The organism is Pyrococcus woesei, from assembly GCF_050496105.1.
GTDB classification, from domain to species: domain Archaea; phylum Methanobacteriota_B; class Thermococci; order Thermococcales; family Thermococcaceae; genus Pyrococcus; species Pyrococcus furiosus.
This window is the reverse complement of record NZ_CP179867.1, coordinates 344,128-359,394: the sequence shown is the minus strand read 5'-3', so window position 1 is coordinate 359,394 and position 15,267 is coordinate 344,128. Positions and strand designations below refer to the sequence as shown.

Annotated in this window: 14 protein-coding genes; 4 read left to right on the top strand and 10 right to left on the bottom strand. The window is 39.2% G+C overall.

Features of this window, described 5'->3' with window-relative positions; translation table 11 throughout:
- Positions 1–11 precede the first annotated feature (11 nt).
- Genes ACMFNG_RS02165 through ACMFNG_RS02155 form a run of 3 tightly spaced genes read right to left on the bottom strand, consistent with a single transcriptional unit; the run spans position 12 to position 2,420 of the window.
- The gene (locus ACMFNG_RS02165) at positions 12–656 is read right to left on the bottom strand and encodes a Ribonuclease P protein component 3 (RefSeq protein WP_011013054.1); all 645 of its coding nucleotides are present in this window, start codon (positions 654–656) and stop codon (positions 12–14) included.
- Entirely contained in the window at positions 632–1,099 is a 468-nt protein-coding gene (locus ACMFNG_RS02160; RefSeq protein ID WP_014835534.1) for an RNA-binding protein, read from the bottom strand. Before ACMFNG_RS02160 ends, ACMFNG_RS02165 begins: the two co-directional genes overlap by 25 nt.
- A 43-nt stretch (positions 1,100–1,142) precedes the next feature.
- Complete coding sequence (locus ACMFNG_RS02155) at positions 1,143–2,420, bottom strand: tRNA (N(6)-L-threonylcarbamoyladenosine(37)-C(2))-methylthiotransferase (RefSeq protein ID WP_011013052.1); 1,278 nt, start codon at positions 2,418–2,420, stop codon at positions 1,143–1,145.
- Positions 2,421–2,559: 139 nt separating this feature from the next.
- Here ACMFNG_RS02155 and ACMFNG_RS02150 point away from each other — a divergent pair, with 139 nt between their 5' ends.
- From ACMFNG_RS02150 to ACMFNG_RS02140, 3 genes are all read left to right on the top strand, one after another.
- Complete coding sequence (locus ACMFNG_RS02150; RefSeq protein WP_011013051.1) at positions 2,560–3,429, top strand: sulfide/dihydroorotate dehydrogenase-like FAD/NAD-binding protein; 870 nt, start codon at positions 2,560–2,562, stop codon at positions 3,427–3,429.
- The gene (gltA, locus tag ACMFNG_RS02145; RefSeq protein ID WP_011013050.1) at positions 3,430–4,860 is read left to right on the top strand and encodes an NADPH-dependent glutamate synthase; all 1,431 of its coding nucleotides are present in this window, start codon (positions 3,430–3,432) and stop codon (positions 4,858–4,860) included.
- Positions 4,861–4,935: 75 nt separating this feature from the next.
- Positions 4,936–5,139: a ferredoxin gene (locus ACMFNG_RS02140; RefSeq protein ID WP_011013049.1), complete on the top strand. Its 204-nt coding sequence runs from the start codon at positions 4,936–4,938 to the stop codon at positions 5,137–5,139.
- A gap of 78 nt (positions 5,140–5,217) precedes the next feature.
- Here the strand turns inward: ACMFNG_RS02140 and ACMFNG_RS02135 are convergent, their stop codons facing one another.
- From ACMFNG_RS02135 to ACMFNG_RS02110, 6 genes are all read right to left on the bottom strand, one after another.
- The gene (locus ACMFNG_RS02135) at positions 5,218–6,069 is read right to left on the bottom strand and encodes a hypothetical protein (RefSeq protein ID WP_011013048.1); all 852 of its coding nucleotides are present in this window, start codon (positions 6,067–6,069) and stop codon (positions 5,218–5,220) included.
- Positions 6,070–6,080: 11 nt separating this feature from the next.
- Positions 6,081–6,605 carry a hypothetical protein gene (locus tag ACMFNG_RS02130; protein WP_011013047.1) on the bottom strand — a complete coding sequence of 175 codons (525 nt, stop codon included), beginning with the start codon at positions 6,603–6,605 and terminating at the stop codon, positions 6,081–6,083.
- 179 nt (positions 6,606–6,784) lie between these two features.
- Positions 6,785–8,164 (bottom strand): hypothetical protein, encoded by a 1,380-nt coding sequence (locus tag ACMFNG_RS02125; protein WP_011013046.1) that lies wholly within the window; start codon positions 8,162–8,164, stop codon positions 6,785–6,787.
- 11 nt (positions 8,165–8,175) lie between these two features.
- Positions 8,176–9,507, bottom strand: a complete 1,332-nt coding sequence (locus ACMFNG_RS02120) for a S1 family peptidase (protein ID WP_223208985.1) — start codon at positions 9,505–9,507, stop codon at positions 8,176–8,178.
- A gap of 154 nt (positions 9,508–9,661) precedes the next feature.
- A complete protein-coding gene (locus ACMFNG_RS02115) occupies positions 9,662–10,831 on the bottom strand; it encodes a nicotinate phosphoribosyltransferase (protein WP_011013044.1) in 1,170 nt (389 codons plus the stop codon).
- Positions 10,832–10,928: 97 nt separating this feature from the next.
- Positions 10,929–12,056, bottom strand: coding sequence for a DUF790 family protein (locus ACMFNG_RS02110; protein WP_011013043.1), 1,128 nt, complete (start codon positions 12,054–12,056; stop codon positions 10,929–10,931).
- Between the two features lie 50 nt (positions 12,057–12,106).
- On the opposite strand from ACMFNG_RS02110, the gene ACMFNG_RS02105 reads away from it, so the two are divergent.
- Entirely contained in the window at positions 12,107–13,450 is a 1,344-nt protein-coding gene (locus ACMFNG_RS02105) for a DEAD/DEAH box helicase (protein ID WP_014835536.1), read from the top strand.
- On the opposite strand, the gene ACMFNG_RS02100 is transcribed toward ACMFNG_RS02105, so the two are convergent.
- Positions 13,439–15,235, bottom strand: coding sequence for a tRNA uridine(34) 5-carboxymethylaminomethyl modification radical SAM/GNAT enzyme Elp3 (locus ACMFNG_RS02100; protein ID WP_223208984.1), 1,797 nt, complete (start codon positions 15,233–15,235; stop codon positions 13,439–13,441). The genes ACMFNG_RS02105 and ACMFNG_RS02100 overlap by 12 nt on opposite strands.
- Positions 15,236–15,267: the final 32 nt, after the last annotated feature.

Below are 15,267 nucleotides of genomic sequence, written 5' to 3'. Positions count from 1 at the left end.
AAATAAAAATGTTATTTAAGTCTTTCCAGAATTCCAAGTGGATAAAAGGAGAGTGATGCTTTGGCTTGTACCTCTTCCATCCCAATTGCTATCCCCAAGCTGATCAATTCTTTTACTCCTCTGACTTGAAATTTTCCCTTAGCTGAGGAAGAAATAAATCGTGGAACCTTATATTTATTTACGAGTGTCCATGCCTTTCTCATGAATTTTAATGCATTTGCCCTCTCATATGGATTTTGATGTAAAAGAGGCCTTAGAGAGAATCCCAGGGCCACCCCTCTCTTATTCATCATCCTAGCCAAGACATGGTCAATGCCTTGATCCTTCCTATTTGCCCAGGGGGATATAACTGCGTCTACACCTCTCTCGATGGAATACCTCACAACTCTGAGATCGCTGCTTTCCACGTAGATTAGATAATTTTGTTTAAATCTCTGAACAGCCTCTTTTACGAGAGAAGGCTTTGGATTAATTAAAGTAATCGCAACATTTCCGTATTCTTTCTTAATTTCTTTAAGTCTCTCTTTATCTAAAACTCCTGGAGGGATTTCATACGAAAAAACAACATCATCGAACCACTCCTCAGCAAGTTCATAAGCTTCTCTGCTTCTAATGTCCATCTCTACAAACTTCACTCCATTTCTCCCTCCAGCCATTTCTTCACTGCTTCAACAACGCTTTCCTTCCTCATTGGAAATGCTTTGACCTTAATTCTTAAATGAATAACATCCTCTCCTTCACTGACCTTTACCTCTCCCAAATAGGCCTTTTGCTTATCGAACCTAATGTAGAATGTTCCAGTTTCGTCTACTTTTTCCTCTATGTGCTCTAACAAGTATTTCTTGTCTTCTTCGCTTAGGAGGTTCCTAAGATTTTCGAGAAATTTTCTTATATTTCTTGAATGCTTAAGCTCAGCATCAAGAACCAATATGGGGTTTCCGAAATAACCTTCAGTTTCTATAATTTCAAACTCTACATCCTTTGGCGATATATCTTCGGGGAATAAGGTTTCCAATGCTTCAAGAACTTTCTCTGGATCCTCAGTTGCGTGGATGAATGTTCTAATCCTAATGTTATGAGCTTGCAACCGCCCTTTCATTGTCATCCCCTAGAATAAATTTGGAATTTGAAGATTAAAAAGTTTAGTCTACTATCTCGCCAAGAAGATAAGTGGAAGTGGCTCCATTTACCTTTGCCCTAGCGAATTCTCCTTTTTCTCCTCTTGGGATTATTATGTGCTTGTAATTCATCGTTACGGCATCAACATTTCCTTTCTTTCCTTCTCCATGAACGAGAATGTCGACTTTCCTACCTACGTATCTCTGGTTGATTTCATAGCTTATCTGAAGTCTCACCCTGTGCATAATTCTTGACCTCTCCTTGACGACCCATCCTGGGAGTTGCTTCCACTTAGCTGCAATTGTCCCAGGTCTTGGGGAATAGCGAGATACATTTACTTTATCGGGCTTTATCCTCTTGATTAGCTCTAAACTTCTTTGAAATGCTTCTTCACTTTCTCCTGGGAAACCAACTATTATGTCCGTATGTAAATTTAGATCTGGAAACTCTCTTCTGAAAGCGTTAACTATTTCCTCAAATTCTTCCACTGTGTATGTTCTCCCCATTCTTCTCAAAATTTCGTTATCTCCACTCTGAACTGGCAAATGAAGGAACTTGTAAACTTTTTCATCCTTGTATGCTTCTATAAGCTCGTCTAGGAACTTCAATACATGATTTGGATTCATCATTCCAACCCTAATCCTAAATTCGCCTTCTATTGCTGTAATTTCATCTAATAACTTTGCTAGGTTAGTTCCTATGTCGAATCCGTAGCATCCCGTATCCTCCGCTGAAAGCCAAATTTCTTTGTACCCTTGTCTAATGGCCCACTTTACCCATTCAACAATCTTCTCTGGAGAGTAGCTTTTGAGGACTCCTCTAGCTGATCTAGTGGCACAGTAGGTACAACCATTTAAACACCCTTCAGCAATTGGGAGAATAAAGTGAACTCCTCTCGGGCTTAACCTGGGAAAATCTAGCTTATCAAGATTTCTCTTTCTCCAGTCAGGGACACTTATGAGCTTCTCACCTCTTAAGGCATATTCCACTGCTTGAACTATTCTGTCTATGCTTTTAACTCCCAAAACTGCTGACACTCTCTCATCAATAGCATCGGGATTAACGTGAGGAAGGCATCCTGTAACTATAACTTTCTTTCCCCTATCTAATAACTCTCTTATTCTCCTCGCAATCTTTACTTCTGTGGGATCTTTTACGGCACATGAATTAACAACAACAATGTCAGCATTTTCTTCTCCTTCTACTATCTCATAACCTGAAGACAAAAGTAGGCCTGCCATAATCTCTCCATCTGCTCTATTTCTCGCACATCCATAGTTCTCAATGTATACTTTTGTCATCGCACCTTCATATTCAAGGGATTTTAAGTAATTTTCTCTTATGCTCTATAACCTTTGGTTTACAATATCTTTATAAACACTCAATGTTCACAACATTTGAGTATGTTCAAAAATGTTCACGTGATCGGAGGTGTTCATCATGTATAAAATCCTCGAGAAAAAGGAAATCGCAATGAGAAATACCTGGTATAAAGTTTACGCACCTCACGTAGCTAAAAAAGTTCAGCCAGGACAGTTCGTCATAGTTAGAGCCTTTCCGAACGGAGAAAGAATTCCTTTGACTCCTGTAATGTGGGATAGAGAAGAGGGGTGGATAGTTCTAATAGTATTTACAAGAGGAAAGACAACAATGAGGATGGCAGTGGAGCTTAAGGAAGGGGATTCACTGTTAAACGTAGCGGGACCACTAGGGACGCCAGTTCCTATGGAAAAGTTTGGAAAAATACTTGCAATAGGTGCTTATACTGGAATAGTGGAAGTGTATCCAATTGCAAAAGCCTGGCAGGAAATAGGAAATGACGTAACAACACTTCACGTAACTTTCGAGCCAATGGTAATTCTCAAGGAAGAACTTGAGAAGGCAGTAACCAGGCACATTGTAGAACCTGTCCCATTGAATCCAAATCAGGACTTCTTAGCTAACATGAAAAACGTGTCTCAAAGACTCAAAGAAAAGGTTAGAGAGCTTTTAGAAAGTGAAGACTGGGATTTAGTATTTATGGTCGGCCCAGTTGGAGACCAAAAGCAGGTATTTGAAGTTGTAAAAGAGTATGGTGTCCCAATGAAGGTTGACCTCCATCCCATCATGGTTGATGGGACTGGGATGTGTGGGGCTTGTAGGGTTACAGTTGGTGGTGAAGTCAAATTCGCATGCGTAGACGGCCCAGAATTCGACGCATATCAAGTAGATTGGGATGAGCTGATTCACAGAGTGGGGTTCTATGCCAAGTTGGAAAAATTAGCTCTGGAGAAATATATGGAAGAGCTTAAGGCTAAGGGGGTGATTTGAATGCCTAGGCTTATTAAAGAGAGGGTTCCTACTCCTGAGAGGTCTGTTGGGGAGAGGGTTAGGGATTTTGGTGAGGTTAATCTTGGTTATTCTTGGGAGTTGGCTTTGAGGGAGGCTGAGCGTTGTCTCCAGTGTCCTGTTGAGTATGCCCCTTGCATTAAAGGTTGTCCTGTGCATATTAACATTCCGGGTTTCATTAAAGCCTTGAGGGAGAATAGGGATAATCCTAGTAAGGCTGTGAGGGAGGCTCTTAGGATTATTTGGAGGGATAATACGTTACCAGCAATTACTGGTAGGGTTTGTCCCCAGGAAGAGCAGTGTGAGGGTGCTTGTGTGGTTGGAAAGGTTGGTGATCCAATAAACATTGGAAAATTGGAGAGGTTCGTGGCTGATTATGCTAGGGAGCATGGGATTGACGATGAATTATTACTAGAGGAGATTAAGGGGATTAAGAGGAATGGGAAGAAAGTCGCAATCATTGGAGCTGGGCCCGCTGGCCTAACTTGTGCCGCAGACCTGGCAAAAATGGGTTATGAGGTAACAATCTACGAAGCCCTCCACCAACCAGGAGGAGTACTAACATACGGAATCCCAGAATTCAGACTACCAAAAGAAATACTTAGAAAAGAGCTGAAGAAGCTAAGCCTTTTGGGTGTAGAAATAAAAACGGACCATATAGTTGGTAAAACTATAACAATTCAAGAGTTACTTCAGGAATATGATGCAGTATTTATAGGAACTGGAGCTGGAACACCAAAATTGCCAAATATACCAGGAATAAACCTTAATGGTATTTATTCTGCGAATGAGTTCCTCACGAGAATTAACCTAATGAAGGCCTACAAATTCCCAGAATACGACACTCCAATTGTTGTTGGGAAGAAGGTTGTTGTTATTGGAGCTGGTAATACTGCAATGGATGCTGCTAGGTCAGCACTGAGGCTTGGAGCGGAGGTTACTATTGCTTACAGAAGAGGCAGGGAGGATATGACAGCCAGGATTGAGGAAGTTAAGCATGCTGAGGAAGAGGGAGTTAAGTTCATGTTCTTTGTTAATCCAGTGGAATTCATTGGAGATGAGAATGGAAATGTTAAGGCGGTGAAGTTTGAGAAGATGAAGCCACTGGAAGAGAGGGACAGTAGAGGAAAAAGAAAAATAGTTGGAACAGGAGAATACATAACTGTGGAAGCAGATACAGTAATAATAGCGATTGGCCAAACTCCAAATAAGGTTCTCTGGAGGGCAACTCCTGAGCTTAAGGTGGATGAGTGGGGTAGGATTGTTGTGGATGAGAATTTGATGACTAGTATTCCTGGGGTTTTTGCTGGTGGTGATGCTATTAGGGGTGAGGCTACGGTTATTCTAGCAATGGGCGACGGGAGAAAAGCAGCAAAAGCCATCCACCAATACCTAAGCAAGAAAGGAAATTGACACCTCTTTCTTATAACCTTTTTAGGACGAAAGGTTTATATCTCCAGGATGATAGTAAAACTCTGGTGACGGCAAATGGCGTGGAAGGTTTCTGTCGACCAAGACACCTGTATAGGAGATGCCATCTGTGCAAGCCTCTGTCCAGACGTCTTTGAGATGAACGATGAAGGAAAGGCCCAACCAAAGGTAGAGGTTATTGAGGACGAAGAGCTCTACAACTGTGCTAAGGAAGCTATGGAGGCCTGTCCAGTTAGTGCTATTACTATTGAGGAGGCTTGATTTCTTTTTCATTTATATTTTTATATCTCAAGGAATAAAATGGGAAGCATAAAGAAGGGGAAGAGAAGTAAAATATACTCATTCTTTAAGTTGCTCTGGAGCTGGAATTGGCACGATCTCGTAGGTATATACAAGTGGAATTGCATAAATTTTGTCTTTTTCTTTGTAGACTATCTTAAATCTAATTGCGGCTGGCTTTCTTGGGTACCTGAAATCGTCCTTTTTAAAGTGGACTATTATAACTTTGCTTTCATTAGGGTTAAGTGTTAGTCCTTTTAGTGGTAATCTGATTTCTTTTGTATTGTTCTCGATTTCGTCAAGATTAGTTGCATTGATGTATGTTACCTCCTCAATTTGAAGATCAGATATGTTGTATTGAACCCCTAATACAGTTAGCGGTTGTGTACCTATGTTTTTCACTGCAAACATACACTCGGGAGAAACATTTCTCCCAAAAAAGCCCACTTCTAGTTCAATCATATCAGTTATCTTTAGAGAATGATTCTGCTTGGGAGAAATTTCAAAGATCCATTTCGCACTGAGTTCTTTATGGTAACTTTCTTTTTTATTCTCTATTATCAGGGTGACATTCTTCTTATAAATACCTGTTTTGTTTAACGTGAGATATATTCCGAATGTTAACTCCCTAATCATTGGATCATGGTACTTTAGTGTTTCTTTTATCTTAGCTTTTTTAAGTGTCGCAAAGCCATCTAAACCTATAATGCTTAAATTAGAGTTCTTTATAATGTTATATTCTTTGAAATCTGTTCCAATCCAGTAGACCCTAATTAGCACTGTGTCATTGAGTTCACCATAAATGTAAGCATCTGGGACTAGAAATACACTCTCGTTTGGAACATGTGAATAAATGTAGCTCGCTCCAATAAGAAAAAGAAATATGAAAATACTAATTTTCTTTGCTCTCATATTATTCACCTTCAATTTAGAGGTTTGACTCGTACTTGATAAAATAGGAACTTTTTAACCAATGCTTTTTTTATTTCTCCAGTTGGATAATTTTGTCCATCAATATGAATATATTTTCTCTGGGTAACCTCATATTCTTCATATTTCGGTCTTATTTGGAAAGCTACAACTTGTGCATCATGCTCAAATTTCCCACTAATAGATACTTTAACAACTCCAGTAGCAGTCACATCAAAACCTAGGGATGCAGAAAGCACACTATATGCTACCATCACACTGCCACTAATTTTATGTGACCATGCTATCCAACTGCTGAAGGAATATTCCTGGCCAGCATATCCATAGGCTTCTTTTACAGTTTTCCAGAATCCGTAAGTTACTCCAACATATTTCACATTTTCTACTTTCCACAACTCCCAATACCCACCTGCATCTTGTGGAGCAACTTCTCTACTATCTGCTGTTTGAGCAGCTACTATTTGTGCTACTGTCCCAATAACTAACAATACAACAAATAATGCAGATAACTTCTTCATATTTTATACCTCCTGCTAAATTGTTGTATTAGTTATTTTTCACATTGTTTTATTTATACTTTTTTTAATTTATATTTGCCAATATTACAAGACATAAATTAAATGGGAGATAAAAATTTGACATATAGTCAAAATCTTGATTCTGTTTTTAAAAAACCTGTTGAGGTTATGAATAAGTATTACTGAATAATAACTTCGATCTCATTTAATTCCACTTTACTGTTTCCATTTGAATCTTCCCATTTAAGTAGTGTAATCTCTTTTGTCTTCCTCACTTTATAATAAAGTAGACAAGCCTCGGTTCCAAACCTATGTGTTCCTAGTATGAATATCCTCCTATCTTCGGGTTGAATTATACAATAATCCTTTTTTCGCCAAATGCTTCTGTAAATATTTCCATTAAACTTCATTGTATCCCTAGTGAATGTTGCGTTAACAAATTTTGCTGCGGCTTTTCCAAGCACAATCTGGAGATCTATTGGTTTATTGGCAAATATTTTCCTCCCTATATTTTTGTCAACGTCTGTAATAGTCACAAATGGTTCAAAGGTGAAGAAATATATTGTTTTAGAGTCAACTATCACTGCGTTTAGGTTGGAAACCCTAGCATGCTTAACATTAATTAAATAGCTTCCTAGAACTCCATCTTTTGAGATAAAATATATCCTATTGGAAGTTATTGCAATGGCCAGGAAATTAGAGGTTACTAGTTTTGTAATATTTCCATCTAGTTTAAAACTCCATAATATAGTTCCATTGATATCGTACAGCATAATCTTGTTGTCTATAGCAACTAGCAACTTATCTCCTAAAAATCCTAAGTTGGCATATAGGGGTGAGAGATATGTTGCATAAGCGCATTCATATATCCTAGCCCAATTAAATTCAATGTTCTTGCTCCAAACTTTCTTTGCGTTCTTTGTCATGAGTAATGTTCCATTATTTAGGAAGACTGCAGTAAAATTATTGTATACATCAAAACTTCGTGGGAAAATGCATATTGGGAAATCGATCACCCATTCTCGCTTTTCTTTAAATTTGTAAATATTGCTGAAACTCCGAACATAAATTGACTCATTTTTCACCTTAATTTCTTTTACAGCCATGGCATATCTCAATTTCCATGCTATCCCATACTTGTCGAGGACATAAAAGGTGGAATTCCCCCCAGGTTCAAAATCAAGAACCACTACGTATTTTTCTCCTTTTGCGATAATCCATGGAGGAAAGTTCTTAATCTTTATAGCGTATGATGTTGAGGATTTATTCGCGAGGTCTATCCAAGTAACGTGAATAGTTTTATTTGCATTTTCGAGTATTACTAGATTTTCATCTACAAGCCCAGCCCACAGAGGAGTTGGCATTTCTAGGATTTCATTTCCGACCTTATCGAATAAATATAAGGCGTCTGAGATTATTAGGACATAGTCTTTAGAAACATCAATGCTTTTTACTTGAGTGTTTAGGCTCCATAGGGGGTTTACTGTGGTATATGCTATAGTTAGTTCAGGAGATAGGAGAATAAAAAACATGAAAGTGACTTTAAAAATTCTTTTCATACTTCTTCACCTCACCCGGTTATTAACTCTACTCCAAGGTTATTAAGCACGTCATCAATGGATAGATACGTGGACGTTTCTTCATCAGGATCCCACCTATAGAGTAGTCCATAGATTTGTACATATTTATAGGCCTGTCCTTGGCACCAATAAAATACTGGAGATCCACTATCTCCAGGAGCCACCTCCATAGTTGTACGGATTTCTAAACTGGTCGAGATATCGAGTATAATGCCACCAGTCAGTCCTGTAGTCCTTCCACTCTTCAAAACAGTGGAGCCAACATATTGATATCTATATGGCTTGTATCCTTTAATAATAAAGTAAGGATAAACTTTAGGAGTGACTCCTACTGTTGTTTTTATCCATGCCATGTCTCCTTGGGCTGGAGACCAAAGTTTTATCTCAACATTTCCTATATAGTAACTTGGGTCGGAAGTGTCTGGTTGATACGCGGGAGCACCTTCATCAGTACAGTGGCCTGCGGTGACCATTCCGACTATTCCATTTTTTTCTGCAGGAAAACCTAAAGTACAATAATTATGACCTGGGACTTGAAACTGTATCCCTCCCATTAGAGGCCGTATCACATCATTCCTAGAAAGAGGTTGTATTAATGAGAGTTTACCATAATTTTCTATATTCAAAGGCTTTAGATCGATTTCTTCTACAATAACTGCTTCCTTGGGTATTCTTAACTTATCAAGGTGTCCACTAAGTAACTCCAGATTCCTAGGGGAAACACTCTCTAGTCCTATAATCAGCCGATTTTTAGAATTTTGATAACTCAACCACGTAATGCCTAATTCCCTACTCCTAAATAGTTCTTTCGCTTTTTCTCCTTCTTCTTTTAGTTGTTCGAAGCTGTATTTGCCTTTTAAAAACGCCACGTTTACTTTTCCTTTGTATTTTTCTAATGCTTTCCTTATTTTCTCTTTATCTTTTTCATCTCTCACGTAGACAAAGATTAACCCTTTATTCTCGTCAATGAACATTCCTCCGTAAGATGAGAGGTTTCTAGAGGATTCTCCATTAAGCTCGTCAATCCCCACTAGTTGGCTTAACTCTCTTGCAGCCTGATGTAATATTATTGATTCTGGTTTCTTGAGTAATCCGTAGGGTTTTTCTTTAAATGCGAATCCTTCAAAATTCTTAATTTTCTCGGGTTCTTGACAATACCACCAGATTCTAGGCTCACTCTTCTCAACCCACTGGCCATTCTCAAAAACCCAATATTTTACTGGCTGACAGGCCTTATCATTACCCGCACTCCCAAAAGAACCCAAAACCACAAAACCAAGTAACAAAACAATAACCCACCTCAAACCCAACACCACCACCACAAATATTTAACTACTAACTCAATTTTAAAATATTTAAATTTTTTGGATAAGTTATCTATATAATACCAAAGAAGGGAGTATAGTATCCATGGAGTAGTTCATTTTCAATTGCCAACAAAGTATTACACGAGGAATAATGTGGAAAATATAGAAGTCAAATCTCGAGGTTAAATTTCTTAGCTTGCTCAAGTACGTATTCTCTAATCTCTCTAGCCTTTGGAAACTCAACTACAATTTCTCCATTCTCGATAATTGGCTTTAACAATGGTTCAACTTTTGCATTACAAACTGGACATCTCTCAAGCTTTTTGTTGGCAGGAACTACATGGTAGTGTCCGTTTTCACATCTATACACTTGCTTCCTACCGCTAAGCTTTCCCCTCTTTGCAATTGGCTTTCCTTCAACTTCCACAATGTCTAGGGCAAAGTCTACTGGCTTTGCACTTGCTATAGCTCCTCCAACTCCAAAAGCATCTACAACGTCAACTATTTCCTTTATTTTCTCTTCATCAAGTCCTCCTGAGACAAATATCTTCACCCAGTCATATCCTCTAACCTTTAACTCCCATCTAACTTCTTCAATTATCTTCCTGAAGTTCCCTCTTCTTGAGCTTGGAGTGTCTAGTCTCACGGCAAATAGTTTCTTGCCGAGGGCTTCAGCTGCCATAACAGCCTCGACCTTCTCATCGTAAAATGTATCTACTAGGGCTATCCTAGGAACTTCCTCTTCAATGACCTCATCGAAGTATTTCCAGGCTTTAACTTGATCGCCAACAGTTATAATCAATGCGTGGGGCATAGTTCCCACAGCTTTTTCTCCCATCATTTCTGCTCCCAAAACTCCAGAAACTCCGTCACATCCTCCAATAAACGCGGCTCTATCAATCATCGGAGCAATTGCTGGGTGCATATGCCTAATTCCGAAGGAATACACTGGCTTAAACTTAGCAGCTATCTTAATTCTTAAGGCTGCTGTTGCTATTCCGCTAGCTTGACTTAGCATTCCCAGGAGGGCCGTTTCATAGATACCGAAGTCTGCATAATCCCCTTCTATTTGTAACACTGGCTCATATGGATGGAAGATAGTTCCTTCTGGCATGGCATAAACGTTAACTGGAATTCCTTCCAATAGTTTTGCTACTTCTTCAACCCCGACTAAAACTCCCCATCTCCAATTGTTTGGGAGGGAGGTTGTTGTTACGTCAGCAAGAACCTTTTTTCTTATGTTCTTAACCTCGAGGATCTTTTTTGTTCTCAAGAAATAGACATCAGTAGTTTTTCCCGCCTTTATCTCATCTTCATTAGCAATGTAAAATCTTTTCATTGCTATCCCCCAAATATAAATAGACCTTCAAAAAAATAAAGTTAATGTATGATGAGGAATCGGGGAGCTGAGATGTGATGAAATCCATCAGAGCTGACTAATTCAGCATCTCTTTTAGCTTTAAGATGACTTCTTTATAAGGGATCTTTCCCTTTCTCATAACTATAACGTCGTGAATTTTACCAAGTTTATCTGCCAAAAGCTCGTCATTGACTATTATTAGCATTTTCACGTCAACATTGGAAAGTTTTTCTAGCTTTGATTTAATATAACTTCTAGTCCAGAAACCTGCAATTTCAACGTAAACTTCCTTTCCGTTCTTTCTGATGAGGAAATCAGGTATGTAGGCATATTGGCCAGCCTTAATTATCCCTGGCTCTCTTATGACCTCCACTCCCAGGATTCTCTTTATTTTAGTTACAAACTCCCTTTCAAGGGAGGAATCATACTCCACACTTACTTCGAGTTTGGGTAGTAAGATATCATCTTCACTTGAGAGTTCAAAGAAGTAAACTCTCTTGTCCTCTATTATCTCGGCCTTTATCGCCCACTCTTTGGCCTTCACTATCTCTGGAATTAGTTTTGCCATAGAAGTTCCATATTTCCTCGTCATCTTTAAAATTGATGCAGGCCCTGTGATTTCTATATTTTCCCCACTTATCTCATACATCAAACCCAAGAGCTTTATTAGCCTAAAAATCCTCTTGTGATTTTCTGAGACCCGAAAACTCATTCTTGCAGAGTTAAACATGAGAGTTTGGAGAAGGGAGAGATTGTATCTTCTTATTAACTCTTCTTCACTTATCCCTGGAACTCTTGTTAGGATTTTTTCCTCTTCTCTATCTGCAAACATAGCTCTTTCAATTTCTTCTGGAGTTGTGTTGAAGTAAGTTGCGGCCTCTGCAATTATCTTAGCCCTTTCAATTTCACTCGTTACATACCCCCTGCTAAAGAGGAACCTTCTGACCTCCAATGGATCTAAGGATGAAGATGTTGTAAACTCCGACTCTCTCTCAAGAATCTTTGCAAATCCTCTAACCTTTCTATAGTTCTCAGCCCTCTCCATATGCCTTAACTTCTCTTGAAGATCTTCGTATTTTTGTCCAACACTTGATTTAAACGCAAGAATTACTGCTCTAGCTAGCCTAAAGTGTTCTTCACTTGCAAATTTTAAATAAATCTTCCCTCTTCTTCTTGTTGCATCTAAAAGTTCCTTAGGCAACACATCGCTTATAGGGTAAAGGGATTTAAAAGGAATTTCTCAACCCTGGGAATGTGAAGGTTGAATTATATTATGACAAGGGGACAGTTCTCATTAAGGGAAGGGTTCACATTCCCATGGCCAAGTGGGATGAAAGAGTGAAAGCATATAGAGCTTTGGCCTACAAGTATAAGGATATTGTAGAGTTTCTAAAGTCGGAAGGTGTTGATTTTGAGGATCATGTCATAGATAACATTATTCCATCTCCAATTTACGATGTTGAGTTTGACTTTGAGCTTAGGGATTATCAAAGAGAGGCTGTAAAGAAGTTCATGAGAGTGGGGCGAGGAATAATAGTACTGCCTACTGGGGCTGGGAAGACGATAGTAGCTCTGGAGATCATTAGGAGGTTGTCGGTTTCTACTTTGGTAGTTGTACCAACTTTGGCCCTTCTTGAGCAGTGGAAGGAAAGATTGTCCATATTTGGAGAAATTGGAGAGTTTTCGGGGAGAAAAAAAGAACTAAAGCCAATAACTGTAACTACTTATGATTCTGCTTACATAAATGCTGAGCTCCTTGGGGATAAATTTCTCTTCCTTGTATTTGATGAGTGCCATCATCTACCATCTGAAGCTTATAGAAACATAGCCCAGATGAGCATCGCCCCCTATAGGCTTGGATTGACTGCCTTTCCCGAAAGAGCTGACAATCTTCATGAGTTGTTTCCCGAGTTGATAGGTGGAATAATCTATGAGAAAAGGCCCTCTGAACTTGTTGGAAAATACCTTGCAAACTATGAGGTTGTGAGGATCCATGTTCCCTTAACAAGGGAAGAAAGGGAGGAGTATAGGAAATATTATGAGAGGTTTAAGAGATATGTTGAAAAGAGGGGAATTCAGTTTACCAGCCTAAAAGATTTCCAGCGGATAGTTTTGAGTACTGCAAATGATAATGAGGCATTTAAAGCCCTAAGAGCCTTAGAACAGGCAAGAAAAATTGCTTTTAATTCAACTAAAAAGCTAGAGAAGCTCAGAGAAATTCTTGAGCGGCATAGGGGAGAGAAGATAATAATCTTTACTAGGCACAATGATTTAGTCTACTTAATATCTAGAAAGTTCTTGATTCCTGCGATAACTCACAAAACCAATAAAGAGGAGAGAAGTGAGATTCTAAGAAAGTTTAGAAAAGGAGAATATAAAGCAATAGTGAGTAGTCAAGTTCTCGATGAAGGAATAGATGTTCCTGATGCCAGTGTGGGAGTTATAATCAGTGGTACTGGATCTTCTAGAGAATTTATCCAGAGGCTTGGGAGGATATTAAGACCGGCTCCAGGAAAGGAAAAGGCAATATTGTATGAACTAATTTCTTCTGGGACTAGTGAGGTTAGAATATCAAAAAGAAGAAGGTCAAGTATTTAGCTCGGCGTCAAACCTATTTGTCCTCTTGTAATCTGCATACCTCTTGTCGAGTCTCTTGCTTACATATGGTCCATCTTTTCTATAGCCGAATTTTCTGTAGTACTCTCTAACTCCAACTCCACTAATAATAAGCATTTTCTTTGCATCAAACTCCTCTCTTGCTATCCTTTCAGCTTCAGCTAGGAGTTCTCTTCCATACCCTCTATGCTGCCATTCGTACTTCGGCTTTTCCCCTATTGGAACCATGGGTCCGTAGACGTGAAGCTCCCTAACTATGGCTGAGGGACAGCAGTTTATCTCCTTTCTGTGGGCTTTTTCGCTCGGAATTCTCAGCCTTAGGAAACCTATGAGTATGTCATTCTTCACATCTTCAAAGCTTAGGAATATCTCTGTTCCCTCCCCAGCTTCATAATCCTCTCTAAGCAATTTAATGTGTTCTATTTCGGGCATCTTTCCAAACTTCTGCATTTGATGGCCTACCTCTCTAAACCTTATCTCCCTGGGTCTTATTCCCCTCCTTACAAGTTCCTCAAATACAAGTTGTCCTAGATTTGAGTGCTTAACACCCGCAACAATTAAGTGGGAGGGGATGTCCCTCTGTATTCTCATGACCCTAACCCACTTGGGGAATATCTTATACGCCTCAACAAGTAACTCCACGGCCTCTTCTGTAGTGTAAGGCTTATACAGACCAGCCTTATACCATGCGTAGAGGGGAGCATCTCTAGTTACGAGGGTTGGATATATCTTTAACATGTCGGGTCTAAATCTCGGATCTTCAAATATCGTCTTAAAAACGTAAAGGTCCCTTTCAAAGTTGCTCCCAGGGAGTCCGGGCATTATGTGATAATTTATCTTTAACCCAGCATCCCTCAGGAGTTGAGTAGCCTTAATTATTTCTTCAACTCCGTGCCCTCTTCCTACCCTTTCATGAATGAAGTTGAAAATTGTTTGTACTCCAAGCTCGACTCTAGTTGTCCCAAAAGCTAACATCCTATCAATTTGTCTCTCAAATGCCCAATCGGGCCTCGTCTCAATTGTTAAACCAACCATTCTAACTTTTGCTTTTTCGTTCTTTTTCTGCTCCTCCTCTAAATAATAGAACTTTTTCTTGTGGGTTTTTTCCCAGGCTTTCCTAAACTTTGGATCTTCATTAAGAACCGACTCATCTTTTAGCAGAATTAGGCGAACTAGCTTTTCCTCCAAGTTTTCTATGTCCTTAAAGTACCAGAAATCATTCATGGCTTTAAAGGCACACTTGATGTACCATTCTTGGTAGTCTAGATCAGTTGCAGGGAATGTCCCGCCTTGTATTATAACTTCGACTTTATCTATTGGGTGGCCAATATCGTAGAGTTGCTTTAGCCTGGCCATCATTATTATGTAAGGATGATAAGCGTATTGAGAGGCTCTCAAAGCTGAGGGTTCTTTTCCAGTGTAACTTTGAGGTGAACCAACTGCTGGTCCACCTGGGCAGTAAATACATCTCCCATGGGGGCATGGGAAGGGTTTCGTCATCATTGCAACTACTGCTACTCCACTTATCGTTCTTGTAGGTTTCTTTTTTAGAAGGTCTCTAAACTTCTCTCTTGCATCTTTGGGAAGGGCTTTCCATATGTCGGAGTTCTTTGGAAACTTTGGAAGGTGGTACTTTTTAGCCACCTCTACCTTAATCCTCTCTAACTCTTCCCTACTCTTTATCTCTCCAGACAGGAGTGCGTTTACAATTTCTTCTATTGCAGCCTTGAAAGCTTCATCGCTCATTTCTTCATACACTTCTGGCATAGCCTTTAAAATGTTTGTCTTATTAGAAATCT